General features: G+C 70.0%; 22 protein-coding genes. 14 read left to right on the top strand and 8 right to left on the bottom strand.

Going from position 1 to position 25,830, the window contains the following annotated elements; genetic code table 11:
• Positions 1-44: 44 nt before the first annotated feature.
• The 3 genes from K8638_RS20520 (at position 45) to K8638_RS20510 (ending at position 2,134) form a co-directional block, all read left to right on the top strand.
• Positions 45-731, top strand: a complete 687-nt coding sequence (locus K8638_RS20520; RefSeq protein ID WP_223756253.1) for a zf-TFIIB domain-containing protein — start codon at positions 45-47, stop codon at positions 729-731.
• Between the two features lie 92 nt (positions 732-823).
• Complete coding sequence (locus K8638_RS20515) at positions 824-1,189, top strand: PilZ domain-containing protein (RefSeq protein WP_223756252.1); 366 nt, start codon at positions 824-826, stop codon at positions 1,187-1,189.
• 99 nt (positions 1,190-1,288) lie between these two features.
• Positions 1,289-2,134: an urease accessory protein UreD gene (locus K8638_RS20510; RefSeq protein ID WP_223756251.1), complete on the top strand. Its 846-nt coding sequence runs from the start codon at positions 1,289-1,291 to the stop codon at positions 2,132-2,134.
• Between the two features lie 127 nt (positions 2,135-2,261).
• On the opposite strand, the gene K8638_RS20505 is transcribed toward K8638_RS20510, so the two are convergent.
• Positions 2,262-3,173: a hypothetical protein gene (locus K8638_RS20505; RefSeq protein WP_223756250.1), complete on the bottom strand. Its 912-nt coding sequence runs from the start codon at positions 3,171-3,173 to the stop codon at positions 2,262-2,264.
• A gap of 62 nt (positions 3,174-3,235) precedes the next feature.
• Positions 3,236-3,595, bottom strand: a complete 360-nt coding sequence (locus K8638_RS20500; protein ID WP_223756249.1) for a hypothetical protein — start codon at positions 3,593-3,595, stop codon at positions 3,236-3,238.
• 386 nt (positions 3,596-3,981) lie between these two features.
• On the opposite strand from K8638_RS20500, the gene K8638_RS20495 reads away from it, so the two are divergent.
• From K8638_RS20495 to ureG, 7 genes are all read left to right on the top strand, one after another.
• Positions 3,982-4,905 (top strand): DUF2381 family protein, encoded by a 924-nt coding sequence (locus tag K8638_RS20495; RefSeq protein WP_223756248.1) that lies wholly within the window; start codon positions 3,982-3,984, stop codon positions 4,903-4,905.
• Entirely contained in the window at positions 4,902-6,743 is a 1,842-nt protein-coding gene (locus K8638_RS20490) for a serine/threonine-protein kinase (protein ID WP_223756247.1), read from the top strand. The genes K8638_RS20495 and K8638_RS20490 overlap by 4 nt, the downstream gene beginning before the upstream one ends.
• Before the next feature lie 174 nt (positions 6,744-6,917).
• Entirely contained in the window at positions 6,918-8,072 is a 1,155-nt protein-coding gene (locus K8638_RS20485; protein WP_223756246.1) for a serine/threonine-protein kinase, read from the top strand.
• A 211-nt stretch (positions 8,073-8,283) separates the two neighbouring features.
• The gene (gene ureA, locus K8638_RS20480) at positions 8,284-9,054 is read left to right on the top strand and encodes an urease subunit gamma (RefSeq protein WP_223756276.1); all 771 of its coding nucleotides are present in this window, start codon (positions 8,284-8,286) and stop codon (positions 9,052-9,054) included.
• On the top strand, positions 9,051-10,766 hold the full coding sequence (ureC, locus tag K8638_RS20475; RefSeq protein WP_223756245.1) for an urease subunit alpha: 1,716 nt from the start codon (positions 9,051-9,053) through the stop codon (positions 10,764-10,766). The genes ureA and ureC overlap by 4 nt, the downstream gene beginning before the upstream one ends.
• 13 nt (positions 10,767-10,779) lie before the next feature.
• Positions 10,780-11,442: an urease accessory protein UreF gene (locus K8638_RS20470; protein ID WP_223756244.1), complete on the top strand. Its 663-nt coding sequence runs from the start codon at positions 10,780-10,782 to the stop codon at positions 11,440-11,442.
• 12 nt (positions 11,443-11,454) lie between these two features.
• Positions 11,455-12,186 (top strand): urease accessory protein UreG, encoded by a 732-nt coding sequence (gene ureG / locus K8638_RS20465; RefSeq protein ID WP_223756243.1) that lies wholly within the window; start codon positions 11,455-11,457, stop codon positions 12,184-12,186.
• On the opposite strand, the gene cglB is transcribed toward ureG, so the two are convergent.
• The 5 genes from cglB to K8638_RS20440 all read right to left on the bottom strand — a co-directional run bounded on the left by cglB (position 12,177) and on the right by K8638_RS20440 (position 20,896).
• Positions 12,177-13,448 (bottom strand): adventurous gliding motility lipoprotein CglB, encoded by a 1,272-nt coding sequence (cglB, locus tag K8638_RS20460; RefSeq protein ID WP_223756242.1) that lies wholly within the window; start codon positions 13,446-13,448, stop codon positions 12,177-12,179. The two genes, ureG and cglB, sit on opposite strands and share 10 nt — an antisense overlap.
• Positions 13,449-13,731: 283 nt before the next feature.
• A complete protein-coding gene (locus tag K8638_RS20455) occupies positions 13,732-16,917 on the bottom strand; it encodes an efflux RND transporter permease subunit (RefSeq protein WP_223756241.1) in 3,186 nt (1,061 codons plus the stop codon).
• Entirely contained in the window at positions 16,914-18,101 is a 1,188-nt protein-coding gene (locus tag K8638_RS20450; RefSeq protein ID WP_223756240.1) for an efflux RND transporter periplasmic adaptor subunit, read from the bottom strand. Before K8638_RS20450 ends, K8638_RS20455 begins: the two co-directional genes overlap by 4 nt.
• 565 nt (positions 18,102-18,666) lie before the next feature.
• On the bottom strand, positions 18,667-19,278 hold the full coding sequence (locus K8638_RS20445; protein ID WP_223756239.1) for a YfiR family protein: 612 nt from the start codon (positions 19,276-19,278) through the stop codon (positions 18,667-18,669).
• Positions 19,279-19,297: 19 nt separating this feature from the next.
• Entirely contained in the window at positions 19,298-20,896 is a 1,599-nt protein-coding gene (locus K8638_RS20440) for a methyl-accepting chemotaxis protein (protein ID WP_223756238.1), read from the bottom strand.
• Between the two features lie 537 nt (positions 20,897-21,433).
• On the opposite strand from K8638_RS20440, the gene K8638_RS20435 reads away from it, so the two are divergent.
• The 4 genes from K8638_RS20435 (at position 21,434) to K8638_RS20420 (ending at position 25,178) form a co-directional block, all read left to right on the top strand.
• Positions 21,434-22,777, top strand: a complete 1,344-nt coding sequence (locus tag K8638_RS20435; protein WP_223756237.1) for an erythromycin esterase family protein — start codon at positions 21,434-21,436, stop codon at positions 22,775-22,777.
• Between the two features lie 189 nt (positions 22,778-22,966).
• On the top strand, positions 22,967-23,323 hold the full coding sequence (locus tag K8638_RS20430) for a hypothetical protein (RefSeq protein ID WP_223756236.1): 357 nt from the start codon (positions 22,967-22,969) through the stop codon (positions 23,321-23,323).
• A gap of 322 nt (positions 23,324-23,645) precedes the next feature.
• Positions 23,646-24,056 carry a DUF2379 family protein gene (locus tag K8638_RS20425; RefSeq protein WP_223756235.1) on the top strand — a complete coding sequence of 137 codons (411 nt, stop codon included), beginning with the start codon at positions 23,646-23,648 and terminating at the stop codon, positions 24,054-24,056.
• A gap of 366 nt (positions 24,057-24,422) precedes the next feature.
• Entirely contained in the window at positions 24,423-25,178 is a 756-nt protein-coding gene (locus K8638_RS20420; RefSeq protein ID WP_223756234.1) for a LamG domain-containing protein, read from the top strand.
• Between the two features lie 123 nt (positions 25,179-25,301).
• On the opposite strand, the gene K8638_RS20415 is transcribed toward K8638_RS20420, so the two are convergent.
• Complete coding sequence (locus tag K8638_RS20415) at positions 25,302-25,820, bottom strand: nuclear transport factor 2 family protein (RefSeq protein ID WP_223756233.1); 519 nt, start codon at positions 25,818-25,820, stop codon at positions 25,302-25,304.
• Positions 25,821-25,830 lie beyond the last annotated feature (10 nt).

The raw sequence follows: 25,830 nt of genomic DNA, 5'->3' as shown, positions 1-25,830 counted from the left end.
CGCCACCTTTCGCCCGCCGCCGCATTCCATTAATGAGCAACGGCATGAGCCGGCCCTGTCCCATCTGCCTTCAACACCCCCTGCGAACCACCGAGCTGCACGGAGTCCGGCTGGACACCTGCGACCACTGCAAGGGCCAGTGGCTGGAGAGTGGCGAGCTGGAGCGGCTGGCGCCGGCCTGGAAGTCCGACGCGCTGTGGGAGGCGCTGCGCGCCGCGCCCCGGCGCTGCCGCCACGCCCGGCACCCCGTCCCATTCCCCCGGGAGAAGTGTGGCCACTGTGGCTCGCCGGCGGCGCGCTGCCCCACCTGCGACGAGCTCCTCTCGCAGGTGCGGATGCCGGTCTGCGCGGTGGATGTCTGCGGCCAGTGTCATGGCCTCTGGCTGGACGAGGACGAGCTCACGCTGCTCAGGCGGGCACCCAGGAAGTCGCTCAAGCCCCTGGTAGGCGCCGCCGCCGTGGCCGCGGCCACCACCGCCGCCATGGCCTCCGCCCAGCCCCCCGCCGCCAGCGCGAGCCTGGAGGCCTCCTCGGCTCGTGAGGTCGTATCGACTGTCGCGGAGGTGGCGGTGGATGTGGTGACCGATGGGACTCTCGAAATGCTCGTATCGGGTGTTGGCACCGCCGCCCAGGTAGCGATGGAGGCAGTGGAGGGAGCTTCCGCTGTCGGCACGGCGGTCGGCGAAGCCATGGCCGCCGTGCTGACGGCCGTCGCGGAAGTTTTCAACTGACCTACACGCCGTCTGTCGAATCCCATATGCTCTACCAGGTTGTCCCGGAAGAGCGCCGGTACGCTTCCGGAGAAGGCTGGATGAGGCACAGCGTGAGCGCGAACACCCCCCCTTCCGACCGCCGCCGCTTCCCTCGGCTCGCGGCTCCGCTGTACGCGCGGCCGGCGAGGCTGCGGCGCGTGGACAAGCAGCAGGTGCTGGATGCCAGCCTCGGCGGCGTCCGCATCTATTCCGACGACGTGTACGCCGAGAACAGCCCGCTGGAGCTGGACCTGTTCCTGAAGGACGGCACGTGCCTCCAGTGCCACGCGCGGGTGGCGTGGACGAAGAAGCTGCCCGACAAGGCCGTGGCCCGCTACGAGGTGGGCCTCGCCTTCACCGACGTTTCGGATGCCGTGCTGGAGCAGCTCAAGACGGTGCTCATCCCGGACGAAGAGGGCGGCCCCGACACGCCGTAGCCGTTCCCTGACGACCAGCCCCACGGCTCCCGGAGGCGGAGAGCCCGCGGGCCATGGTGGGCGTTGTGTCCCGGCCGGGCCTGCCGCAGGCTCGCCGCCATGAACACCCACGCGCCCGTGGAGGCGCGGCACCGCACCTCGCGCGCCGGCTCCGCCCGGCTCGCCTTCGAGCGCTCCGGCCCCCGCACCGTGGTGCGCACCGCGCTGGCCCACAGCCCGCTGCGGCTGCTCACACCGCGCAACCACGGCCATGCCGCCTGGGCCTACACCAGCTCGTTCGGCGGCGGGTTGGTGGACGGAGACCATGTCTCCCTCGAGGTGGACGTGGCGCCGGACGCCACCGCGCTGCTGTCCACGCAGGGTGCCAACCGCGTCTACCGCTCGCCCCGGGGCTGCCGCAGTGATTTGACGGCCCGGGTAGAGGAAGGCGCGCTGCTCGCCGTGGTGCCGGACCCCACCGTGTGCTTCACCGGTGCCCGGTACGCGCAGACGCTGGACGTGCGGCTCGCGACGGGGGCGTCGCTCGTCCTCGTGGACCTGGTCACCTCCGGCCGTGAGGCCAGCGGCGAGCGCTGGGCCTTCTCGCACTACACGTCCACGCTGCGCGTCTCCGTGAGGGACCGCGCACTGGTGGACGAGCGCTGGCTGCTGGACCCCACGCATGGGCCGCTCGCGGAGCGCCTGGGCCGCTTCAACGCGATGGCCTCCGTGCTGCTGGTGGGCCCGGCGCTGGCCTCCGCCCGCGAGGCGCTGTCCGCCCGAGTCGCCGCGCTGCCCGTGTCGTCCCGCGCGGCGCTCATCCCCTCCGTCAGTCCGCTCGGCACGGAGGGGCTGATGCTGCGCGCGGCCGCCGTCTCCGTCGAAGCGCTGCTGCGCTGCACCCGGGAGTGGCTGGCCTTCCTCCCGCCACTGCTGGGCGACGACCCGTGGGCGCGCCGAGTGTGATTACCGATGTAGTGGAACCCGGGGAGCGGAAGGGCGGCCCCACCGCGATGGCTCTTTCGATGGGAGCTGGGGCAGACACCCAGGCGACGAAGTATGGCGGTTGTCGTGCGCAGGAGTGCGCGCCGGCTCAGCGCGCGGAGTCCGCGCCCAGGCCCAGCAGGGCCTGCGCCCCGGGCCGCACGGTGGAGTCCGGCTGCGGGAACAACAGGGTGCCCCCGCGCGCCAACACGTACAGGCGCCGGCTGAAGCGGTGGCGCACCTCGCCGGAGACGGCATAGCGCGCGTTGGGCTGGCCCACCCCCACCGCCAGCGCGTCCAGTGCCAGGTGGAGGTGGCGCAGCATCTGCCAGGTGGAGACGCGCACCAGTGCGTCCAGCCGCCCCCAACTGAAGGCTTCTGCCGCCACGCGCAGGTGCAGCTCGCGCCGCGCATGGTCCAGGTGCAGCGTGTCGCGCGCCACCCTCAGCTCGCCGAAGGCGGAGTAGCCGTCCGCGAAAGGTGCCTGGGCCACCGGCAGCGGGGAGGGCCCGGCGGCGACGAAGCGGCCCAGCTCGTAGTCCGGGCCGAAGAAGCCCTGGCGGAAGCCCCCGCGCTGCCGTCGCGCCTCCACCTGCGCGTGCACCTCCAAGGTGTCGGAGACAACCTCCAGGCCCACGCCCAGCAGGGCCCCCCAGGCTCCCACCGTTCCCGCACGCGTGCCCGCTCCCGCCAGGAGGAAGAGCTGGAGGTCATCTCGGAAGACGAGTCCCACGTCCAGGTCGGCGTGCGCCAGCGTCACCTCGGGCGTCCGCCCCTCCGCCCTGCCGAAGTCGCGCACGGCCGACACCGACAGCGCGCACCAGCCGGTGGGCTGGGAGGCGTCGCCCACGAAGTGCGCGAGGTTGAGGGCCAGCTCACCGCCCAGGATGCGCGCGGCCAGGACGTCACTGGTGAAGGCCTCCGCGTGCAGCGGCCCCACCGCGCCCGAGACAACGGCCCCGGCGGGGCGGTAGTCGGGGTTGAAGCGGTTGGAGTAGCGCCCCACAAGGTGGCCGCCCATGAGGCTGTACTCCTCCAGCGCCCCGGCTCGCAGCCTGGCGGGCGAGGAGGACGCGCCCACCTTCAGTTCGCGTAGCCACTGCCCGAAGTCCGAGAGGCTGTCCCAGTCGCGCCCGCGCAGCAGGCCGCCGCTGTCCGTGCCGAGGAGGTGCCCCGCGCGACGACAAGGCGTAGGGGCGCGCCCGCGTTGAGGCCAAAGCGCTCCGCGCCATCCAGAATCAGCGTGGGCTCGACCTGCGCGTAGCCTTCAAGGGAGCCCGTGTCCATGCGCGGCAGCAGTGCCAGCCCGGACACCTCCAGGCTCACGCCATAGTGCAGCGCCTCTTCGTCCGGGCCCAGCCAGTACGCTGGCTCTCCTTCACCCTCCACCCCGCGCGATTCCGACTGTCCCAGCAGCAGCCACACCACCCGCAGACCCGTCATGTCAGCCCCCGCGCGAATCAAGAGGGAGACCAGCACCGCTCGGGTGGCGAGTTGAAGGGCTCCGCGGGTCCGGAGCCACCTGCATCAGGCGCAATACCTGGAGTGGGCGGGCCCTGCTGTCAGGTGCCTACGTGTCGGGAGTCTTCACGTTCCCCGTGGCCACACGTCCAGGGCCGAACAGCCACGACAGGAGGCCACCTCTTCTTCGCGCCAGGCAGTGCGGCGGTGGCCAGCGTTGGTGTCGCGTATCACCTCGGGGCACCCCGGGAGTCTGCCCCATGGCGCGAGGCACCGGGGCTCCAGACCTGGCCCTCACACCCGCGTGTTGCCCACTGCCACGCCGGGAACACGCTCGGGAAGAAAGTGGGGTCTGCTACGGTCAACCCATGAGGTTCCGTTCCCTGCCACACCTTCCCGGGCTTCTGCTGGCGCTCCTGTCCATGGCGGCGTGGGCAGCGGAAGCAGAGACGCCCCCCTCCCTGCGTTTCCGCCGCGTGCTCCTCACGGCGAAGACCGAGGTGGTTCCCGTCGCCCGGGGCATCCCCACCACGCTCACCTTCGATGCCGAGCTCGACGTGCAGGCCGTGAAGCGGGGCGCCCCCGACGGCGTCAGACTCCTGAGCATCTCGGAGAGCTCCGTCACGCTGATGGCGGAGGGGGACCTGGGCGAAGGCGTGGCACTGCGCGTGCCGCTCCTGAACGCGCCCACTCCGCCCGCGGTCGTCGTCACGCTCGTGGCCGCCGAGGACGTGGCGGACACGCAGGTGATGTTCTTCCGCAGCGCCCCCGCGCCGGAGGGGATGCACGCGCGGCTGGCCGAACTGGAGGCCCGCGGCGCCGCGTGCGAGGCGGAGCTGGCCACGCAACGCGAGCGCGCCAGGGCCATGGGCCCCGCCGGGTGGGTCCTCTCGGGACAGGTGGGGGAGGAAGGCGTCGCCTCTGACAGGCTCAAGCAGTGGTCCAACGCGGGCACGGCGGGCATGAGTGCCACGGACGTCCGCCGCTTCCGGGCGCATACGTGGGTGGTGCTGGAAGTGGAGGTGGAGAACGAAACCGGGCAGCCCTGGCGGCCCGGGCGGGCGTGGCTGGAGGGTGCGTCCACCGGCCGCGTGGAGGCGCGCACGGTGGCCATGGCGCCGGAAGTGCTGGCGCCCAAGAAGACAGCCCGCGTGTCAGTGGAGTTTGGTGGGCCGCCCGGGAAGCCAGGGGAAGGCTTCGCGCTGGTGGTGGAGGGGGCGGACGGCACCCGGCCCCTGTCCGTCTCGGGCGTGGTCATCGAGGACAAGAAGCAGGAGAAGAGCGGCCCATGATGAACGCGGAACCCCCCGACTTCCTCAAGCCCGGCGCCCGCCTCGACGCCTCCTACCGGATTCGCAGGTGGAAGGGCGGCGGCGCCTATGGCGACGTGTACGAGTGCGAGAGGAAGGGCCGTCCCTATGCCCTCAAGCTGTCCAAGCACCGCCAGTCCAGCGATGACCCGGGCAAGACGGACCAGCGCCTGCTGCGGGAGCTGGTGTGCCTCGTCCAGTTGGACCACCCCAACATCGCCAAGGTGCTGGGCTGGACGCGCACCGAGGCGGGCTACGGCTACCTGGTGATGGAGTACGTGGAGGGCTGGACGCTGGCCGCGTGGATTCAGGAGGCGCGCCCCACGTTCCAACAGGTCCTCCACGTCTTCGCCCGGCTGGTGGATGCGCTGGCGTACATGCACCGCCGCGGCGTGCGCCACCGCGACATCTCGCTGTCCAACGTCATGGTGCGCAGGGCAGACGGCGAGCCCGTCATCATCGACCTGGGGGCGGGGGAGTACTCCGGGGCGCACGAGTTGACGGATGCGCCCCTGCCGCCGGGCACCAACCGCTACCGCTCGCCCGAGGCGGCCCGCTTCTACAAGGAGCATGAGAATGACCGGAGCGCCCGGTACGACTTCCCGGCGGAGGATGACTTCTATTCGCTGGCGGTGTGCCTCTATGACGCGCTGACGGACGCGGAGCCCGCGCGCCGGGCGGGCGCACGCAAGGCCCCCCGCCTCAACGTGAACAGCCCCACCCTGGCGCCGCCGCCCGCGCGCAAGGTGAACCCGCGCGTGCCGGAGGCGTTGAGCGCCTGGGTGGAGCGGTGGCTGGTGCGAGACGTGGAGCCGCGGCGGCCCGCGCTGGCCGCCATGGCGGGCGCCCTGGAAGAGCTGGGAAGGCAGGGCGGCGCGGAGTGGCGGGCCACCGTCCAGCCCCCTCCGGAAGCGGGCACCACGGCCCCGGAGCGCCCCCAAGCACGGGCACGGCGGCGCGTGCTGGCGTGGGCCGTGGCCGCCGCCGTGCTCGTGGTTGCCGCCGCGGTGGCGTGGCCGCGCGTTGCCCCCTCACCGGAAGCGCCGCCGTCCCGGGCCGCGCCAAAGCCTTCCACCGACCCGCGTGCCAAGGCCCCGGACACGCCACCTTCCCCGCCCGTGCCGTCCGTCGGTGCGGTACCGTCCCCGTCCCAGTTGCCCCCCGCTGAGAAGGAAAGTCTCCCTGTGAGTGCCCCCATGAAGCCGCCCCCGAGTCCGGCCGCCGCGAAGAAGCCGAAGAAGGCCGCGCCCGCCTTCAGCCCCAAGTCCCTCACGCAAGGCGCCGTGGCCGGGGTGTGTGCCGCGGCGCTGGGCTGTCCCGCCTCCCAGGTGACGCCCACGCGGGAGGCGTGCCCCCCGGACGCCGTGGAAGCCATGGAGTACAGGGGGCTGCCGGACGGTAAGTCTCTCCGTCTCAACGTTGACGTGAGTCAGCCCGACGCGGTGGAGAGCTCCGACGAGTGCAGGGCCCGGGACCGCTGGCAGAAGGGTGTCGGGTGCTTCGCCCTCGTGGGCGATGGGAAGATTGTCAGTGTCGTGACGCATGGGTGGAGAGGCTTGCCCGAGGGCACGCGGCTGTACGGCCAGCTCTGGACGAGTGGTGACACGGTGGTGGGGCGCTACACCCGCGCCGTGGTCCCCTCCGAAGTCGAGTACAGCCGTTACGAGGACGCGCCAGGTGGACGCGACTTCCGCGACTTTCCCGTCTGCATCTCGCTCAGCCTCAATGGGGGCGTGAAGAAGTTTCCCGGCTCCGAACCCGGTGCCGCGATAGTGGATGCAAAGGCGCCCGCGCGCTTCGTCTACGGGCAGTGGCCGTGAGGAGGGACGTAAAGACTCTTTGCGGAAACTGGCCAAAGTAGCTCCAGCAACAGTGTTGCGATAACCTGACCCTCAAACCTGGGGAGTCCTTCTCTTCCGGGACTACCCACGCGTAGTGTCCTCCCTGCTTCCGCGCGGCGTCCGCCGCCGCGCCTTCAGGAAGGAGACTCCCTCATGGCCTATGCTGGTGCCCCTTGGTTTCCCCCGGGGACGGTTCTCTTCTCGCGTGGAAAGTCCACCTACGAACTGGTGGAGGACCTGGGGCCCGGCCACCATGGCGAGCGGGTGCTGGTGGCGCGCAGGCGCGTCAACGGCGACGCACGCGGGAAGGTCATCCTCAAGGCCTTGCCCCTGCCCGCTGTTTCGCCCGAGCTGAAGCTGGCGCGCAAGCGGCTGGAGGAAGAGGTACGGCTCGCCAGCTATCTGCGCCATCCGAACATCGCCCGCGTCCACGGAATGCACAAGGCCCGGGGCGCCCTGTATGTGATTTCAGAGTGCGTCACCGGATGCTCGCTCAATACCCTGGTGGAGGTGGCGCTGACACACGGACGCTACTTTCCTGAATCCTTCATGCTGTACGTGGGCACCCAGGTGGCCGGGGCCCTGGCGCACGCGCACTCCTGCCAGAGTGAGAAGGGCATGCCGCTGAACATCGTCCACCGGGCGATTGACCCTGTCCGCATCCGCGTGACGCTGGCGGGGGAGGTGAAGCTGACGGACTTCGGCCTCGCGTCCGCGCGGCTTCCAGGCCAGCGGAGCACACGCCGCCCCGGCGCCCGGGGCGAAGTCTACTGGGCCTCGCCCGAGGCGTTGCTCGGGCAGCCCGAGGATGCGCGCTCGGACCTGTTCACGCTGGGCATGGTGCTGGTGGAGTTCGCCACTGGGAGGCACCTGCTCAGCGCGCCCACCCTGCTGACGGGAGAGCTGTGGGCCTTGATTCCCGAAGGGGAGCGGGAGCGCCTGGGCGGCGCCATCGCGCGGGTTCAGGACGAGTGGGGAGGGGTGGACCCGGAGGACACCCTTCTGCGGGCGGCCACCTTCACTCCGGCGGACGTGGACGCGGTAACACAAGGGCTGTCCGAGCCCACGCGGGTGGTGCTCCGCGAGTTGCTGCGCCGCGAACCGGCGGAGCGCTACCCGTCCGCACTGGCGCTGCAAGAGGACCTGGCCCGCGTGCTCCGGGAGCGCGGCGGGTACAGCCCCAAGAACGCGGCGGACGAAATCCAGGCGGCGGTGAAGAGGGCGGGTGAAGCGCTGGCCGACGACGAGGATGGAGCGCAGAGCGCGTTCTGCGTGGACACCATCACGACGGAGCCGAGCCCGCCGTGACTGCGCCCGCCCAGCGTCCGGCGTCGTTTCGCGCCGCCATGACGGCGCTTATGCGGAGTCCGCTGGGCGTTACCGAGCGCGCGGGCTGATGGGATTGACAGGAGGTGTAGAGCACCACGTTCTTTGAATCAGGCCTGGAGCCATGGCCTGTTCCGGACATGAAGGCGGGCTCACCCTGGCGACCCGTGACGCAGCGCGCTACCCTGCCGGCGTGCACCTCTCTCCCCGAGACGTCGACAAGCTGCTGCTGCATCAAGCCGGCTTCCTCGCGCAGAAGCGCCTCGCGCGAGGCGTACGGCTCAACTACCCGGAGGCGGTGGCGCTCATCGCCACCCAGCTTCTCGAGTTCATCCGCGACGGCCGGAGCGTGGCCGAGCTGATGGACCTGGGCCGCCGGCTCCTGGGCCGCGCGCAGGTCATGGACGGCGTGCCGGAGCTGGTGGCGGAGGTGCAGGTGGAGGGCACCTTCCCGGACGGCTCGAAGCTGGTGACGGTGCACCACCCCATCGTCGCCGAGCACGGCGACCTGGAGCTGGCCCTCTACGGCAGCTTCCTGCCGGTGCCCCCACGCGAGCGCTTCGGCGCGCCCTCTACCGCCCCCGAGGGAACGCCGGGCGAGGTGCGCGTGCAGCCCGGAGAGCTGGTGCTCAACGAGGGCCGCGACTCCATCTCCCTGCGCGTCACGCACACGGGAGACCGCCCCATCCAGGTGGGCAGCCACTACCCGTTCTTCGAGACGAACCGCGCGCTCGTCTTCGACCGGGCGAAGGCCTACGGCAAGCGCCTGGACATCCCCGCGGGCACGGCGGTGCGCTTCGAGCCGGGCGAGAGCAAGACGGTGCAGCTCGTCGCCATCGCCGGTGACGCGGTGGTGCGCGGCGGCAACGCGCTGGGCAGCGGGAAGGTGTCGCCCGAGGGCCGCGAGCGCGCCATGGAGGCGGTGAGACAGCAGGGCTTCGGTCACCAGGAGGAGGGCGAATGAGCCGGAAGATGGACCGCCGCCACTACGCGGACATGTTCGGCCCCACCACGGGAGACCGGGTGCGGCTGGGCGACACGGGACTGTGGGCCGAGGTGGAGCGCGACGCCACCGCCTACGGCGACGAGTGCAAGTTCGGCGGCGGCAAGGTGCTGCGCGAGGGCATGGGGCAGCAGGCCGGCGTGGGTGACGCGGAGGCGCTCGACTGTGTCATCACCAACGCGCTCATCCTCGACTGGACGGGCATCTACAAGGCGGACATCGGAATCAAGCACGGGCGCATCGCCGGCATCGGCAAGGCGGGCAACCCGGACGTCATGGCCGGGGTGACACCCGGCATGGTGGTGGGCGTCACCACCGAGGCCATCGCCGGTGAGGGGCTCATCGTCACCGCGGGCGGGCTGGACACGCACATCCACTTCATCTGCCCCCAGCAGGCGGACGAGGCGCTCGCCAGCGGCATCACCACGTGGGTGGGCGGTGGCACCGGGCCCGCCACCGGCACCAAGGCCACCACCTGCACGCCGGGCGCGTGGAACCTCCAGCGGATGCTCCAGGCCACGGACGCGATTCCGCTGAACATCGGCCTCACCGGCAAGGGCAACACCTCCCTGCCCCAGGGGCTCGTGGACCAGCTTCGCGCGGGCGCCATCGGCCTGAAGCTGCACGAGGACTGGGGCACCACGCCGGCCGCCATCGACACCTGCCTCTCGGTGGCCGAGGGCGAGGACGTCCAGGTCACCATCCACACGGACACGCTGAACGAGTCCGGCTACGTGGATGACTCGCTGGCCGCGTTCAAGGGCCGCACCATCCACACCTACCACTCCGAGGGCGCGGGCGGCGGTCATGCCCCGGACATCATCCGCGTGTGCGGCGCGCCCAACGTCCTGCCCAGCTCCACCAACCCCACGCGCCCGTACACGGTGAACACGCTCGACGAGCACCTGGACATGCTCATGGTGTGTCACCACCTGGACCGGGAGATTCCCGAGGACGTGGCCTTCGCGGAGAGCCGCATCCGGGGGGAGACCATCGCCGCGGAGGACATCCTCCACGATTTGGGCGCCATCAGCATGATGTCGTCGGACAGCCAGGCCATGGGCCGCGTGGGCGAGGTCATCTGCCGCACCTGGCAGACGGCCCACAAGATGCGCGAGCAGCGCGGCCGGCTGCGCGAGGAGCGCGGCGACAACGACAACCTCCGCATCCGCCGCTACGTGGCGAAGTACACCATCAACCCCGCCATCGCCCACGGCCTGGCGCACGAGGTGGGCTCCGTGGAGGTGGGGAAGCTGGCGGACCTGGTGCTGTGGCGGCCAGCGTTCTTCGGCCTGAAGCCCGAGCTGGTGCTGAAGGGCGGCTTCATCGCCTGGGCGCAGATGGGTGACGCCAACGCCTCCATCCCCACCCCGCAGCCGTACCTGATGCGGCCCATGTTCGGGGCGCGGGGCCGCGCGCGCGGCGCCACCAGCGTGGCCTTCGTCTCCGCCCGCGCGCTGGCGGAAGGCACGACGCACGAGCTGGGCCTCACCAAGCGGCTGTCCGCGGTGAGCCGCTGCCGGGGCCTGGGCAAGCGGGACATGAAGCTCAATGACGCGCTGCCCGTCATCACCGTGGACCCGGAGACGTACGAGGTGCGCGCGGACGGCGAGCTGCTGCGCTGCGAGCCCGCCCACCGGCTGCCCCTGGCCCAGCTCTACTCGCTGTTCTGAGGGCCCGTACGCCATGGGCTCCACGTGGAGGCTGTTACAGCTCGCGGACTCGGGCTTTCCCACCGGGGGCTTCGCGCACTCGGGAGGGCTGGAGGCCGCCGTCCAGCAGGGCGAGGTGCGCGGGGCGCCGGAGCTGCGGCGCTTCGTGCGCGAGCTGCTATGGCAGGCGGGCCATGGCGGACTGCCGCTCGTGAGCGCGGCGCACGGGGAGCCCTCGGAGCTGCCCGCGCTCGATGCGCGCGCGGAGGCGTTCCTCTCCAACCACGTGGCCAACCGCGCCAGCCGCACGCAGGGCCGGGCCTTCCTGGACACCTGCGCCCGCATCTTCCCCTCGCCGGTGGCGCCGCTGCGCGAGGCGGCCCGCGCCCAGGGGCTGCGCTTCCACCATGCCCCCGTGTTCGGCGCGGTGCTGCGCACGCTGGACGTGGAGCGGACGGACGCGCAGCGGCTGTTCCTGTCCCTGACGCTGCGGGGCACGCTGTCCGCGGCGGTGCGGCTGGGCATCGTCGGCACACACGAGTCGCACCAGCTCCAGCACCAGGCCACGCCCCTGCTGGACACCGTCCTGGAGCAGTGCGCCGGGCTGGGCGTGGACGCGCTGGCGCAGCCCTCTCCCCTGCTGGATTTGCTCGGCTCCACGCACGACCGGCTCTATTCGAGGCTCTTCCTGTCCTGAGGTGAAGCGCACATGCACGACGACCACCGCGGCCACGGCCACGACGATGACCACGACCACGAGCACGAGGAGTGGGACCACCCGGGACACTTCCACGAGCGCGAGGAGCCGAAGCAGCGCGACTACAAGAGCCGCGCCTTCACCATCGGCATCGGCGGGCCGGTGGGCAGCGGGAAGACGGCGCTGGTGCTGGCGCTGTGCCGCAAGCTGCGGGAGCGCGTCCGCCTGGGCGTGGTGACCAACGACATCTTCACCAAGGAGGACGCCGAGTTCCTGGTCCGCAACCAGGCCCTGTCCCCCGAGCGCATCAAGGCGGTGGAGACGGGCGGCTGTCCCCACGCGGCCATCCGCGAGGACATCAGCCACAACCTGATGGCGCTGGAGCAGCTCATGGAGGAGCTGAATCCGGAGCTGCTCATCGTGGAGAGCGGCGGGGACAACCTCGCGGCGCAGTACAGCCGCGAGCTGGCGGACTACACCGTCTACGTCATCGACGTGGCCGGCGGCGACAAGGTGCCGCGCAAGGGCGGCCCCGGAATCACCCAGTCCGACCTGCTGGTCATCAACAAGACGGACCTGGCGCCGCACGTGGGCGCGGACCTGGGCGTCATGGAGCGTGACGCCCGGAAGATGCGCGGCGGCGGGCCCTTCGTCTTCACCCAGGTGACGAAGGGCGTGGGCCTGGACGAGGTGGTGGAGCACCTCCTCGCCGCGTGGCGGCTGCGGACGAGCGCCTACCGCTGACGGATGGCGCGGACCTCGATGTCAACGGGCGCATCCGGGGTAGAGGCGAGGATGCGCTCACACATCGCGCCGTTGAAGCGGACGCCATCCTCCCCCAGCGTCCAGGTGCCCTCGCCCGCGGCGGTGCGCTCGCCGTCGACATAGACGACAATCAGTGACGGGTCCGAGGGGAGCTCGGAGGGTTCCAACTTGATGAGGCAGGGCTCGTCCCCGAGAACATCCTTGCTGATGTCCTCCAGCGCCTGGGCCAGCTCCTCCTTGTTGGCGGCCTGGTAGTAGCTTCGCTGGCACAGGTTCGTGACGGGGTCGCACGCGTCACCCGGGCCACACGACGTCTGCCCGTCCTTGCAGGTGCGGGGGAAGTCTCCGTACTGGGCCATTGCCTCCAGCACCGCGGGGCCGTCCCCGGTCGCCGTCTCCGCGCCAAAGCCGATGACAATGGTGCGAATCCCCGCTGCCCTCAGCTCCCGCACGGCGGACACGGAGGCGTCCTTGTCCAGGCAGCCACGCCGTCCCGTCTGGGTGGGACCACATCCCGACTCGGTGGTGCACCGGCACTCGGCGTCGCTCCCCTGGTAGACATTGTCCGGATTGCAGTTGGGCACCCCGTCCGTGAGCAGCACGACGAACTGCTTCCGGTCCTTGTCCTGGAAGCCGGGCAGGTCCTTCACGAAGCGCAGGCTCAAGCTCGTCGGCGTGCCCCCCACGGGCCTCCCGGCTCCCGAGTTGGGGATGGCCTGGATGATGTTGTTGATTTTATTGGCGTGCTCCAGCAGCGAGGCATCGTCCTCCGCCTCCGGCAAGTCCTTCTGCACGGTGCGCGAGGAGGAAGGCCTGCAGAACGCGTCGAGTCCCCTCTCTCCATTCGTGTCGGGATAGGTCGTCAGGCCCAAGCGGACATGCGGGCCGGCGCTGGCGAGAAAACCCGGCACCGCGGCCTGCAGCTCCGTCCAGCGCGTGGGGCAGACCGCGGTGTTGCAGGGCACCTCATCGCTGTTCCCACAGATGACCTGCTCGCCATTGTAGGGCACCCGGCAGTCCGGGTCCGACTCATCCACCGGCAGCGTCATGGACCCGGAGGTGTCCACCAGCAGCATGATGTTGGGTTTGCTGTCTCGCGCATGAAGGGTCACCTCGACCGTCGTCTGCGCGAGGAACACGGGTTCCACTTTCTCGAAATCATAGGACTGGCAGGCCACCGCGAGGACGCTCACGCTGGCACCGAAAGACAGAGCGCCCAGGAGGGCTGGCTTGACGCGCATGGATGATGGTCTCCTTCTTCCTCGGACGGCCCCTGCGAGTCCGGGCGCGCAGGTTAGCGCGCCCAGTCCGCTCAATGCCAAGCCTTACGCGCCCCATCCATGCGGCCCGCGCAGCCTCATCACCAAATTGCAACAACAGACCGCACGCGTCACTTTCGGTGTGACAGGGTGCGCATGGAGGGGGCCTCTCAGCAGGGCCTCGCGGCCGGCCAGACAGTGCATTCGCTGACATCGACGTCGCCGGGCTGTTCGATGGCATAGGCGATGGCCCTGGCGGCGGCGCTCAGTGCCCCGGGGCTCCCGTCGCTCCGGGCGGGAGCACGGAGGGCTCCGGCTCCGCCCTCCGCACCTCCAGCTTGCGGATGACGATGTAGAAGATGGGCGTCAGCACGAGCCCGAAGAGCGTCACCCCCAGCATGCCTGCGAGCACCGCGACACCCATCGCCTGGCGCATCTCGGAGCCGGCGCCCGTGGCCGTCGCCAGCGGCACCACACCCATGATGAAGGCCACCGAGGTCATCAGGATGGGACGCAGCCGCAGCCGGCACGCCTCCAGCGCCGCCTGCACCACGCCCATGCCCTCGTCCTCCTTCGAGCGAGCGAACTCGACGATGAGGATGGCATTCTTCGCCGCGAGCCCAATCAGCACCACGAGGCCAATCTGGGTGAAGATGTTGTTCTCTCCCCCCACCAGCCACACTCCCGCGATGGCGCTCAGCAGCGCCATGGGCACGGTGAGCAGCACCGCCAGCGGAAGCGTCCAGCTGTTGTACTGCGCCGCGAGGATGAGGAAGGCCAGCAGGATGGCCAGCGGGAAGACGAGCAGCCCTTCCTTCCCGGCGAGCTTCTCCTGGTAGGTGAGGTCGGTCCACTCGAAGCTCATGCCCGCGGGGAGCGTCTCCGCCGCGATGCGCTCCATGGCCGCCACCGCCTGCCCCGTGCTGACACCGGGCCGGGCCACGCCGTTGAGGTCCGCGGAGGGGTAGCCGTTGTAGCGCGTCACCTGGTCCGGGCCGAAGGTGGGCGCCACGTCCACCAGCGAGGCCAGGGGCACCATGCCTCCCTGCGGGTTGCGCACCTGGAGCTGGCCGATGTCCTCCGCGTGCATGCGGTAGGGCGCGTCCGCCTGGACGTTCACCTGGTACGTGCGCCCGAAGCGGTTGAAGTCATTCACGTAGAGCGAGCCGAGCTGAATCTGCAGCGTGTCGAAGATGTCCCCGAGCCGGATGCCCTGGGTCTTCGCCTTCACGCGGTCCACGTCCAGCCGGAGCTGCGGCACGTTGATTTCGAAGCCGGACATCAGGCCCGCCACCTCCGGCTCGGCCGAGGCCCGCCGCGCGAGCGCCTGGGTCGCCTCGTAGAGCGCCTCCGGCCCGAGCCCCGCCCGGTCCTCCACCTGGAGCTTGAAGCCCGCCAGCGCGCCCATGCCCGGCACCGGCGGCGGAGGGAAGATGGCCGTGAAGCCCTCCTGGAGGGTGCTGAACTTCTTCTGCAGGCGGCCGGCGATGGCGTTGGCGGAGAGGTCCTCCGTGGAGCGATTCTCGAAGGTGTCGAGGATGGTGAAGACCACGGCCGCGTTGGGCGCGTTGACGAAGCCGTTCACCGACAGGCCCGGGAAGGCCACCACGTGCGCCACGCCCGGCTCGGCCAGGGCCATCTCCGACATGCGCTTCACCACCTCGTGGGTGCGGTCCAGCGACGCCGCGGGCGGGAGCTGCGCGATGCCCACGAGGTAGTACTTGTCCTGCATGGGGACGAAGCCCTTCGGCACCTTCGCGAAGCCCGCCCACGTCAGCCCGAGGAGCCCCGCGTAGACGAGCAGCGCCACCGCGCTGACGCGCACCACGCGCTTCACCGCGCTCACGTAGCCTTCCGAGGCCCGGTCGAAGAAGCGGTTGAAGGGCCGGAAGAGCCAGCCTCCCAGCGCCCCGTCCATGAGGCGCGTGAGGGCGTCCTTCTTCCCATGGTGCCCGCGCAGCAGCACGCCCGCCAGCGCCGGGCTCAGCGTGAGCGAGTTGAAGGCCGACAGCAGCGTGGAGATGGCGATGGTGAGCGCGAACTGCCGGTAGAACTGGCCGGTGAGGCCTCCCAGGAACGCGGTGGGCACGAAGACCGCCGCCAGCACGGACGTAATCGCGATGATGGGCCCCGTGACTTCGGTCATCGCCCGGCGTGCCGCCTCCTTGGGACTGGCCCCCAGGGCGATGTGCCGCTCCACGTTCTCCACGACGACGATGGCGTCGTCCACCACGATGCCGATGGAGAGCACCAGTCCGAAGAGGGAGAGCGTGTTGAGCGAGAAGCCCAGCAGGTGCATCACCGCCGCCGTGCCCACCAGCGACACCGGCACCGCCGCCAGCGGGATGACGGAGGCCCGCCACGTCTGGAGGAAGAGCACCACCACCAGCACCACCAGGAGGACCGCCTCCAGCAGCGTGCTCACCACGTTCTTGATGGAGGCGCGCACGAAGAAGGTCGGGTCGTACGCGATGCGGTGCTCCATGCCCTCCGGGAAGGCCTGCTTCAGCTCCTCCATCTTCTCGCGCACGGCGGCGGAGACCTCGAGCGCGTTGGAGCCGGACGCCTGGTTGATGCCGATGGCCACCGCGGACTTGCCGTCCAGCAGCGCCTTCAGCCCGTAGCTGCTGGCCCCCAGCTCCACCCGGGCCACGTCGCGCAGGCGCGTCACCTGCCCGCCCTCGCCCACCTTGATGACGATGTCCGAGAACTGCTCCTCGTCGGTGAGCCGCCCCTGCGTCGTCACCGTCATCTGGAAGGCCGAGCTCGCGTCCGGCTGCTGCCCGACGACACCGGCGGCCACCTGCACGTTCTGCTCGCGGATGGCGGCCACCACGTCGCTCGCGGTGAGCTTGCGCGCGGCGAGCTTCTGCGGGTCCAGCCAGATGCGCATGCTGTACTCACCCGCGCCCCACACCACCACGCTGCCCACGCCGGGGATGCGCTGGAGCACGTCGCGGACCTGGAGCACCGCGTAGTTGGAGAGGTAGAGCGGCTCCAGCTTTCCGTCCGGGGAGACGAGGTGCACCACCATCAGGATGTCCGTGGCGGTCTTCTCGGTGACGACGCCGAGCCGCTGCACCTCCTGCGGCAGACGCGGCAGCGCGCGTGCCACCCGGTTCTGCACCTGGACCTGCGCGAGGTCGGCGTCCACGCCCTGGGCGAAGGTGACTGTCAGGGTGACGCGGCCGTCGCTGGTGGCCTGCGAGGACATGTAGAGCATGCCCTCCACGCCGTTGATTTCCTGCTCCAGCGGGGCGGCCACCGTCTCGGCCGTCACCCGGGGGTTGGCGCCGGGATAGGCCGCGCGCACCACCACCGTGGGGGGCGCGACGGCGGGGTACTCACTCAGGGGGAGCTGCACCATCGCGAGCCCGCCCGCGATGAGCAGGAGCACGGACAGCACGGCCGCGAAGATGGGCCGGTCGACGAAGAAGTGGGTGAACTTCATGGCCGCGAGCCCTCCTGCCCAGCCGCCTCGGCCATGGCCACCCGCTTCGGCGTCACCTTCGCGCCGGGCCGGGCGAGCCCCCTGAGGACGATGCGCTCACCGGGAGAGAGCCCCTTGCGCACCGTGCGCAGGCCTCCCTCCGAGGCGCCCAGCTCCACGCGGCGCTGCTCCAGCGACGCGTCCGGGCGCACCACGAGCACGTAGCGCCCCTGCTGGTCCGTCCCCACCGCCTTCTCGTCGATGAGGACCGTCTGCCGGGCCGCGCCCGTCTCCAGCCTCACACGCGCGAAGAGGCCCGCGGTGAGCTTCCCATCCGGGTTGGACAGCACGGCGCGGGCCCGCGCGGTGCCGGTGACGGGGTCCACCTTGTTGGAGAGGAAGTCGAGCTTCGCCTCCCAGGGGAATCCCTCCTCTCCGAGCAGCGCCACGCGCACGGGCACGGGGTGGACGCGGCCGTCGGCCTGACGGCCGGTGGGGCCCGCGTTCGTGAAGCGCAGGTAGGTGGGCTCGTCCACGTCGAAGTAGACGTGGAACGGGTCCACCGAGACGATGGTGGTGAGCAGCGTCGCGTTGGCGGTGCCGCCGCTGACGAGGTTGCCCGCGGTGACGAGCGCCTGCCCCACCCTGCCGTCGATGGGCGCGCGGACCCGGGTGTCATGGAGGTCGATTTCCGCCGTGCGCACGGCGGCCCGAGCCGCCTCGACACGTGCCCGGCCCTCCGCGCGGTCCGCCTTCAGCACGTCGAAGTCGCTCTGGGAGATGACCTTGTCGGCCAGGAGCCTCTCACCGCGCGCGTACTTGCTCTCCGCCAGCACGAGCCGCTCCTCGGCCTGGCTCTGGTCCGCCTTCGCCCGCGCGAGGGCGGCCTCGAAGGTGCGCGCGTCGAGCTGGAAGAGCACCTGTCCGGCCTTGACCCGTCCGCCCTCCGCGAAGCGGACGGACTCGATGTACCCGCCCACGCGGGGGCGCAGCTCCACGCTCTGCACGGCGGCCAGCGTGCCGGTGAACTCGGCGCTCTCCGGCATGGAGCGGGTGACGACCTCGGCCACGACGACCTCGGGCGGCGCCGCCTGGGCTCCGCCCGCGTTCCCCGGCGCGTCGCTCCCGTCGCGCGCCAGGACGAACCCTCCCACCACCATCGGGGCGACCAGGGCCGCTCCGACCAGAACACGTCGCAACTTCATGGATGACTCCTTCTCCGCCCGATACCGGACGGCACGAATGCACTCGCGTCCCCGCGAGTCGGCGTCCGCGCCGGCCATGGAGGCTCAAGACGCGGTGTCGCCGGTGGGCGATGGATGCAGGTGGAGTGTCAGCCGCGCGCGCTCAGGCGCGGCGGGTACACGGCATGCTCACGCACGGCTCCGGCGACCCTTACAGGTCGCGAGCCGCGGCGCCGCGTTGGCTACAACAGGGGAGGGGCCGGCGTTCTCGCGCGCCGGGGCGGTCGAAGACGCGTGCCTCGGAGGAAGCGAGGAGCGCGCGTGCGGTGGCGGCCATCCACGCGCCCGCCGCGGGCACGTGGAACAGGGGGGTGTGTCCGGCCACGAAATGAAACATGGCGGGTTACTAATAACCCCCGAGCAAGCACCGCAACGCATTCTTCGGCGCGGCGTACGCGGGCGCCGGTGGGGATGAGACGCACCTCCGGCTTCGCCGCGGCGCCTACGTCAGGACTCAGGGCATCGCGGCCCCGGGCCCGACGGTGTGCTGGAAGGCCACGAGGACTTCACTCGTGGCGCAAGCGGACTACCGCACCACCACCTTCGCCAGGCCGAGCAGGTCGCTGCTGAAGGAGGCGCCCTCCGCGGCGCTCGCCGGGAGGTTGACGCCGATGGAGTACTTGTCACCGGCGAGGAAGACGCTCAGCGACACGCCCTTCTCCACCATGCCCGCGGTGCCGGCGACGGTCAGCAGCTTCTGGGAGCGGCTGAAGGCCGTGAGCGCTCCCAGGTCCGCTTCCAGCCCTTCACAGACGAAGAGGACGTCCACGTCCTGCGCCTCGACGCTGGACTGGAGCGGCCCCACGCCGGCCCAGGCCATCCGCGTGGCATTCATGGGCAGGCCCTGCACCTTCATGTTCTTCAGCCCGGCCAGCGCCGCCGTGAGCTTCTCGGATTGCGCCATCGAGGCCGCATGGCCCTCACGGTAGAGGACCATCACCGTCAGCGAGCTCCCCGCCCGCTTCGCGAGCTGGTTGTCATACGCCAGCGACCGCAGGGTGATGACGGCCTGCCGGTCCACCGGAGAACCCGCCATGGTGGCCAGGGCGGAGCCCCCCAGCAGCAGACCCATCAGCGGAAGCCACCCACGGGCGGCGGGCCGGCGGAAGCGAAAGCGCTCGAGAATGGAGGGAATCATCGAAGTCGTGTCCGTGAAGTCAGATGCGGTACTGGTTGGCCACGGTCAGCACGACCGAGGATACGTCGCGGACGACGCTGATGGCGCGTCCGGTGGACTCGAGCCGGGCCACGCTCTGGTCCATCTGCCGCCCCAGGTCACCGATGGCGGAGAAGATGTGGTTGATGCCGGTGTTCTGCTGAGACACGGCGCTGGCGATCTGCTCCACCGCGGCCCGGTTGGCCCGGACGATGGCGGCCAGCTCCCGGAGGTTCTCTCCCGAGGCCCGGACGTTCTCCAGGCCCCGCGCCACCTGGGTGGCCCCGCTCTGCGAGATGGAGACCGCCGCCCGGATGGACTCGCGAATGCCCTCCAGCAACTGGCGCACCTCCACCGTGCGCTTGATGGACTGGTCCGCGAGGCTGCGCACCTCGCGCGCGACGACGGCGAAGCCCTTGCCGTGGTCCCCCGCCCGCGCCGCCTCGATGGAGGCATTCAGCGCGAGCATGTTGGACTGGTCCGCCAAATCCTTCACCGTGGAGGTGATGTCACCCACCCGCATCGCGTGCTCACCGAGGACGCGGATGCGCTCGGAAATCTGGTCCACCTGGGTGCGGATGTCCCCCAGCCCCTGGAGGCTCTGCTCGATGCTGCTCTCGCCCGCGGTGCCGACGGCGTCGGCGCGGGCGGCCACTCCGAGCACCGCCTCGGCGCGCTCCGAGGCCATGTCCGCCGTCAGGCGCAGCTCCTGGACCGAGGCCTGGGTGGACTGGATGGTGGTGGCCTGCTCGCGCACCACGGCCTCCTGGTCCCTCGCCGTGAGGCTGAGCGCGGACATGCTCTCCGACAGGCGCTGGGCGGCGTCCTGCAGCGTGCGCGTGGAGCGGCGCAGCAGGGTGAGCATCAGCGCGAACGAGCCCGCGAGCTGGCCCACTTCGTCCGACTGGAAGCGCCGTGCCTCGAAGTCGTCGGCCTGCTGGCGCACGGCGTCGGCCCCGCCCAGCGTGCGCTCGGCCTCCACCAGGTCCCCGCGGGCGATGTGCTCGGCCACCACGCGCAGCCGCTCCACGGGGCGGACCACCCGGGTGCCCACCACGAACGTCAGGCTCAGCCCCAGCACGAAGAGCAGCGCCGACACCAGGCCCACCACCAGCAGGTTGTGGCGCTGCTGCGCCTCCACCTCCTGGAGGCTGAAGCCCAGCACCATGACGCCCTGCCCGCCGGTGCGTCCCACCACCTTGAGGCCGGTGTGGATGTGGCTTCCCAGCGTCACCACGCGGTGATGGGAGTCCGTGGGAATGGGCAGCACGTCGGCCGGGGGCATGGCCTCGGGCCTCCACGCGGCCATGCGGGAGCCGTCCTCGCGCAGCACCACCGCATAGGTGGAGCCCGGAGCGGACTCCAGGCCGCGCAGCAGCTCCTGGACTCGGTCCGCGTCATCGAAGTCCAGCGCCGGCGCCACGGCGGACGCCAGCACCGTGGCGATGCCCTCCGCGCGGTCCTCCAGCGAGCGGCGCGCCAGCGAGTCGAGCTGCGCGGGGAAGAAGGCGAGCAGGAAGAGGGAGATGGCGGCCAGCATGGCGGCCACGAGCGCGATGAACTTCACTCGCAGCGATTGGCGCATCAGAAACGACCACATGAGGACAGGAACCTCTGTTCAAGAGGAGGAGCCCCGGGCGGCCCGGGAGCGCTCCTCTCATGCCGCTGAATCGGAAGGGGCCGGGGGCCGCGCGTGCCGGGAGGCGCGCTCCGCGGACAGGTTGAGGAGGTCTTCGAAGCGGAGCTGCTCGAGGGCGCCGGGGCTCGCATGGGCCCGCACCGCGCGTTGAGCGAGCAGCCTTCCTGAAGCCCGGGGGTCGAACGAAGAGGGGGGTGTGGGGGGCATCGCCGGAAAACATGCTGCAAGCAATGGACCCGCGCCGGAGCCGCCCTGGCTTCGCCGAAGACCCTGGACATGCGGCTGAACTGTCGGGGCTGGAGGGATTTTCGCGTGGGGCGCGTGGGGTCAGAAACACTCGGTGCTGACAAATCGCGGCACCACTGCGGGTGCACACGTCTGTCGGGACATCCGCGTTCCGCACCGGGAGTGAGGCCGCGAGACGGCTGCCTGCCTGCCCTCCTGTCTGCGATGGGAGGGTGCTGGTCAGCGCGGGCAGGCCGCCCCACCTTTGGGGGCATGAGCCCGTTCGATGATGCGCGGGAGATTCCGCCTGCCCTGCTGGAGGGTGTCCGGGCGGCCGTGCTGCCGATGAGTGGCAGGCCCTCGGACCTGGACCCGCTCATCGAGAGCATCGGCGAGGCCCGCTTCGTGCTCCTGGGCGAGGCGACTCACGGCACACATGAGTTCTACCAGGCGCGCGCCGCCCTCACCCGCCGCCTCATCTCCGAGAAGGGCTTCGCCGCCGTGGCCGTGGAGGCGGACTGGCCGGACGCGCTGCGCGTCAACACCTTCGTGCACGGCGAGGGCACGGACACGAGCGCCGCCGACGCCCTGGGAGAGTTCCAGCGATTCCCCCGGTGGATGTGGCGCAACCGGGAGGTGGAGGAGCTGGTCACCTGGCTGCGCGCTCACAATGCCTCGGTGGCACCGGAGCGGCGCGCGGGCTTCTATGGACTGGACCTCTACAGCCTGCATGCCTCCATGCGCGCGGTGGTGGACTACCTGGAGAAGGTAGACCCCGCGGCGGCCCGGCGCGCGCGCGAGCGCTACGCCTGCTTCGAGCACTTCGGCGAGGAGCCGCAGGCGTACGGCCATGCCACGGCGTACGGGTACGCGGACCCGTGCGAGGACGAGGTCACGGAGCAGTTGCTGGAGCTGCGGGAGCGCGCGCCGCTGAATGCGCGGGACGAGGACGCGCGCTTCTTCGCCGAGCAGAACGCCCGGCTCGCCGCCGACGCGGAGGGCTACTACCGCGCCATGTACGCCGGCCGGCACGAGGGCTGGAACCTGCGCGACACGCACATGGCGGACACCGCGGACGCGCTGCGGGCGCACCTGTCCCGTGGGGGGCGGAAGGCGCGCATCGTCATCTGGGCGCACAACTCGCACCTGGGGGACGCGCGCGCCACGCAGATGGGGGACCAGGGGGAGCTGAACCTGGGCCAGCTGCTGAGACAGCGGCACGGCCGGGACACGTTCAACGTGGGGTTCACCACGTACAGCGGAGTGGTCATCGCCGCGCGGGAGTGGGATGAGCCGGGGTTGCGCCGCCGCATCCGGCCCGCCCTGCACGGCAGCTACGAGCACCTCTTCCACGAGGTGGGCGTGCCCTCCTTCCTGCTGCGCATGGAGGACCTGGGCGAGGCGGCCGGTGGGCTGCGCGAACGCCGCCTGGAGCGGGCCATCGGCGTCGTGTACGTGCCGCGCACGGAGCGGTGGAGCCACTACTTCCAGGCGGACCTGCCCGCGCAGTTCGACGCGGTGCTGCACTACGACGAGACGCGGCCCCTGAGGCCGCTCGACGCGGAGGCGGGCCACGAGGAGGAGGACGCGCCCGATACCTATCCGTTCGGTTTGTGAGGAGCGGAGTGAGGGCCACGACCCGGGTCCGACCCCAGGGGCCGTGGCACCCTCACTCCCTTCCTCTCCTGGAGCTACGGACAGACCCGTCGGATCGCGTATAGGACAGCCACTCGGAGCCTCGCCCCTCTTGCAATCCAACCAGGGCGAAAGACCCGGTGTGCCATGGCAACCCCAGAAGACTTCGACATGGATGCGACGCTTCGCATGCTCGACGCAGCAAGCGGCAACTACCCGCCCGGCTCGAAAGAGGAGACGGCCATCCAGCTTTCCGCCATCGCGCTGCTCTACATCCGCCACATCAAGAAGCTGGATGACTTTTTCAAGTACCAGCAGGAGTTCTCAGAGGCATCGCCCGAAGTTCGTGTCGCTCAAACATTCGCGACACGAGAGGATGCGGACAGGTGGCTCGCCAGCGGGAACGCCTCTGACGGCGACCTGGTCAGAATTGCTGGCCAGGGCTTCCAGGTCCTTCGGCTACCGACGGGAGTGCGATTCCTTCGAACGCCACTTCCGGCCGAACTGGGTCCCGCTGGCTCGAAGTAGTCGTTGCTTGACGTGGACGACGGGCGTGCTGAAGCCCGCCAGAGAGAAGTCGAGGGCCATACCCGGCTCCTCGACCAGAACGGAGAGCCGCTTCTTCACCTTCACCGGATGGCCCTCCCGGAACATCCAAGGGTCCTCCACCTCGCGGGCCCGTGCGTCGCCGGGGTGGCCCAGTTCCCAACGGCCAGGGATGGAAACGTTGTCGGATAGCTGGAAGTACCTCATTGCCATCATGGCGCCTCGATGACTGCATCCGCTACTGCGAGGGGCAGCGTGAGTGGCCGCGCGGCAGATGCCGTAAGCGAAGGAAGAGGGAGTCGCCATGACGGAAGAAACGGACTGGGACGAGGTGTGGCACCTCGCACAACAGGTGTTCGTCAAGGGAGTCCCGATGGAGCTCACGGAGAACACCCGAGCACTGCTACTGCGCACTGCGCGACAGGTGGCCATCCGCGACGAGGAGGCCCAGGCTGCGTTGCAGCAGGAATCCACCTCCTCGGCCCTCCTCCGGGAAATCCGGCGCAGGATTCGTGAGGGGTCCCACCGCGTGTCAGGGGCCCTCCTCCGCTGCTACCGCCTGCGAGACGCCGGAGACCTGGAGGGGGCTCGCAAGCTCATGGAAGACCTCCTCGCGGTGGAGGTAGTTCCTCTCTATCGCGAGGAGGCCGAAATCGTGCTCGAGAAGCTGGCAATGCTGGGCTCGGCGGCGCGCTCTCGCAAGCACCGGCTCTGAGCCATGACGTGCGGCCCCCATGTCGCCTCCGCATGGGTGCACCCCGTGCGCGACTCCCGGGAGGACCGCTCTACAACCGAGCCGCCGCCCCTGTTCATGTTGGTGACGTCAAGACCCCAAAATTCCTCTGCCTCCGCGCGTGTGAGTGATTCAGAGAACAGAGGCAGGTCAGTGAGGCTCGTCGCCATGGTACGGCGCGTGGGGCTACGAGATGACGGGTAGAACAGAGTGGAGGGTCTCTCCGCCTCAGTGGGGATGCCCAGCCTAACTAAAATAGACAATGGGGCATTTTCCTTTGAGTCAAGTCTGCTTCTTGTTAGGCACGCTCAACCGTGTCGCTCGACCGGCTCAAAAAGCGAGATGCCCATGAAGAAACTTAGCATGTTGTTCACGTGCGTTCTGTTGGCCATGGCCACTGAGTCCACCGCCGCCAACGCCGACTACCGTTTCGATGATGGCTCACCGCAGGTGACCGACTCGTCCGGCAACTCCAATACGGGCGTGTTCGTTGGCGGCGCCAGATATCAGGGAGGCACCAACGCCGCCTGCAACGTGGACAGCATGCAACTCAATGGTGCCGGCTATGTCTCTATCCCCAACAGCCCCTCTATCAGCTTCGCGGGGAGCTTCACGCTGTCGGCCTGGGTGAGCCTCGACGCAACCCGAGGAGAGATCAACGTCTTGAGCAAGGACACAACAAGCTGGTTCACCAACTACAATCTCCATGTCTACAACAATCGCGTCACGCTCGCGGTCACGTTTAGTGCCTCAGCGAGCGTTGGTCCCGTCTATATGGGCGGAGCTTGGTGTGACATCGGAGGGTGCGCCACCTACGGCGCCACCAATTTCGTGGACGCGGCCCACCCTCTAGGAACTTGGCGCCATGTAACTGCCGTCTACGACAACACCTTCAAGCGGATGACCGTCTACTTGGATGGCATCAAGGACGGCGCGGCGGACTTCAACACCTCGGGCCAACCTCGAACCAACTCCGAAGCGCTCCAGCTTGGCCGACGCAAGTCCGCGAACGGAGCGTTGGCGGGACGCCTGGACGAGGTTCGCCTCTACTCTACCGCCTTCGATCACGGTCAGGTGGCGGGGCTTCTACAGTGCGCGCAGTAGGGTCGCCTGACAAAACTCAGGCTTGAGGGAGATGACTCTGGGAGGGCTGTCCAATTCCTTTCATGTGCGGCCCCCCAGATACGGCGTTCGATACGGAACTCGATCTGGACGCCAGGTCCGGAACTACTTCTTCGCGGGCGCGGGCACCGCGGGCTTGTCCCTCGCCTTCGCCTTCTCGTACGCGGCGACGCGCTTCGTCACCTCGGCCATGATGTCGTTGGGGATGGGCACGGACAGGTTGTACTGGGCAATCTTCCAGGCGCTGCCCTCCTTCACCAGCACGCCGCTGCCCCGGCTGGGGCCCAGGTTGGGCGTGTCCAGCGCCTCGTCGAACCACGCAATCGTGCCGTCCTTCGACAGGGTGATGTGCCGCGACACCGGCTTGAAGCTCCACGCCTTGCCCCGGGAGAAGTACGGCTTCGCCCAGGCGCGGAACTCGTCGCGAGACCAGCGCTCGGTGGCATCCGTACCGAGGAAAACGGCGTCCGCGGTGAAGTGGCCGAAGTAGCGTGGCTCGTCCGCGGCGGCAGCGGCCTGGTGCCAGTCATCCAGCACGGCGGCCACGGCGGCCTTCGGGTCGGCGGCGGTTCCGCCCGCCGGGGCGGCGGCGAGCACGAGAAGCAGCAAGGAGACGGTCGTCACGCGGAGAGAC

The sequence above is a fragment of the Myxococcus sp. RHSTA-1-4 genome (assembly GCF_020037125.1).
In the GTDB taxonomy this organism is placed as follows: domain Bacteria; phylum Myxococcota; class Myxococcia; order Myxococcales; family Myxococcaceae; genus Myxococcus.
This window is presented reverse-complemented; position numbering and strand designations above follow the sequence as displayed.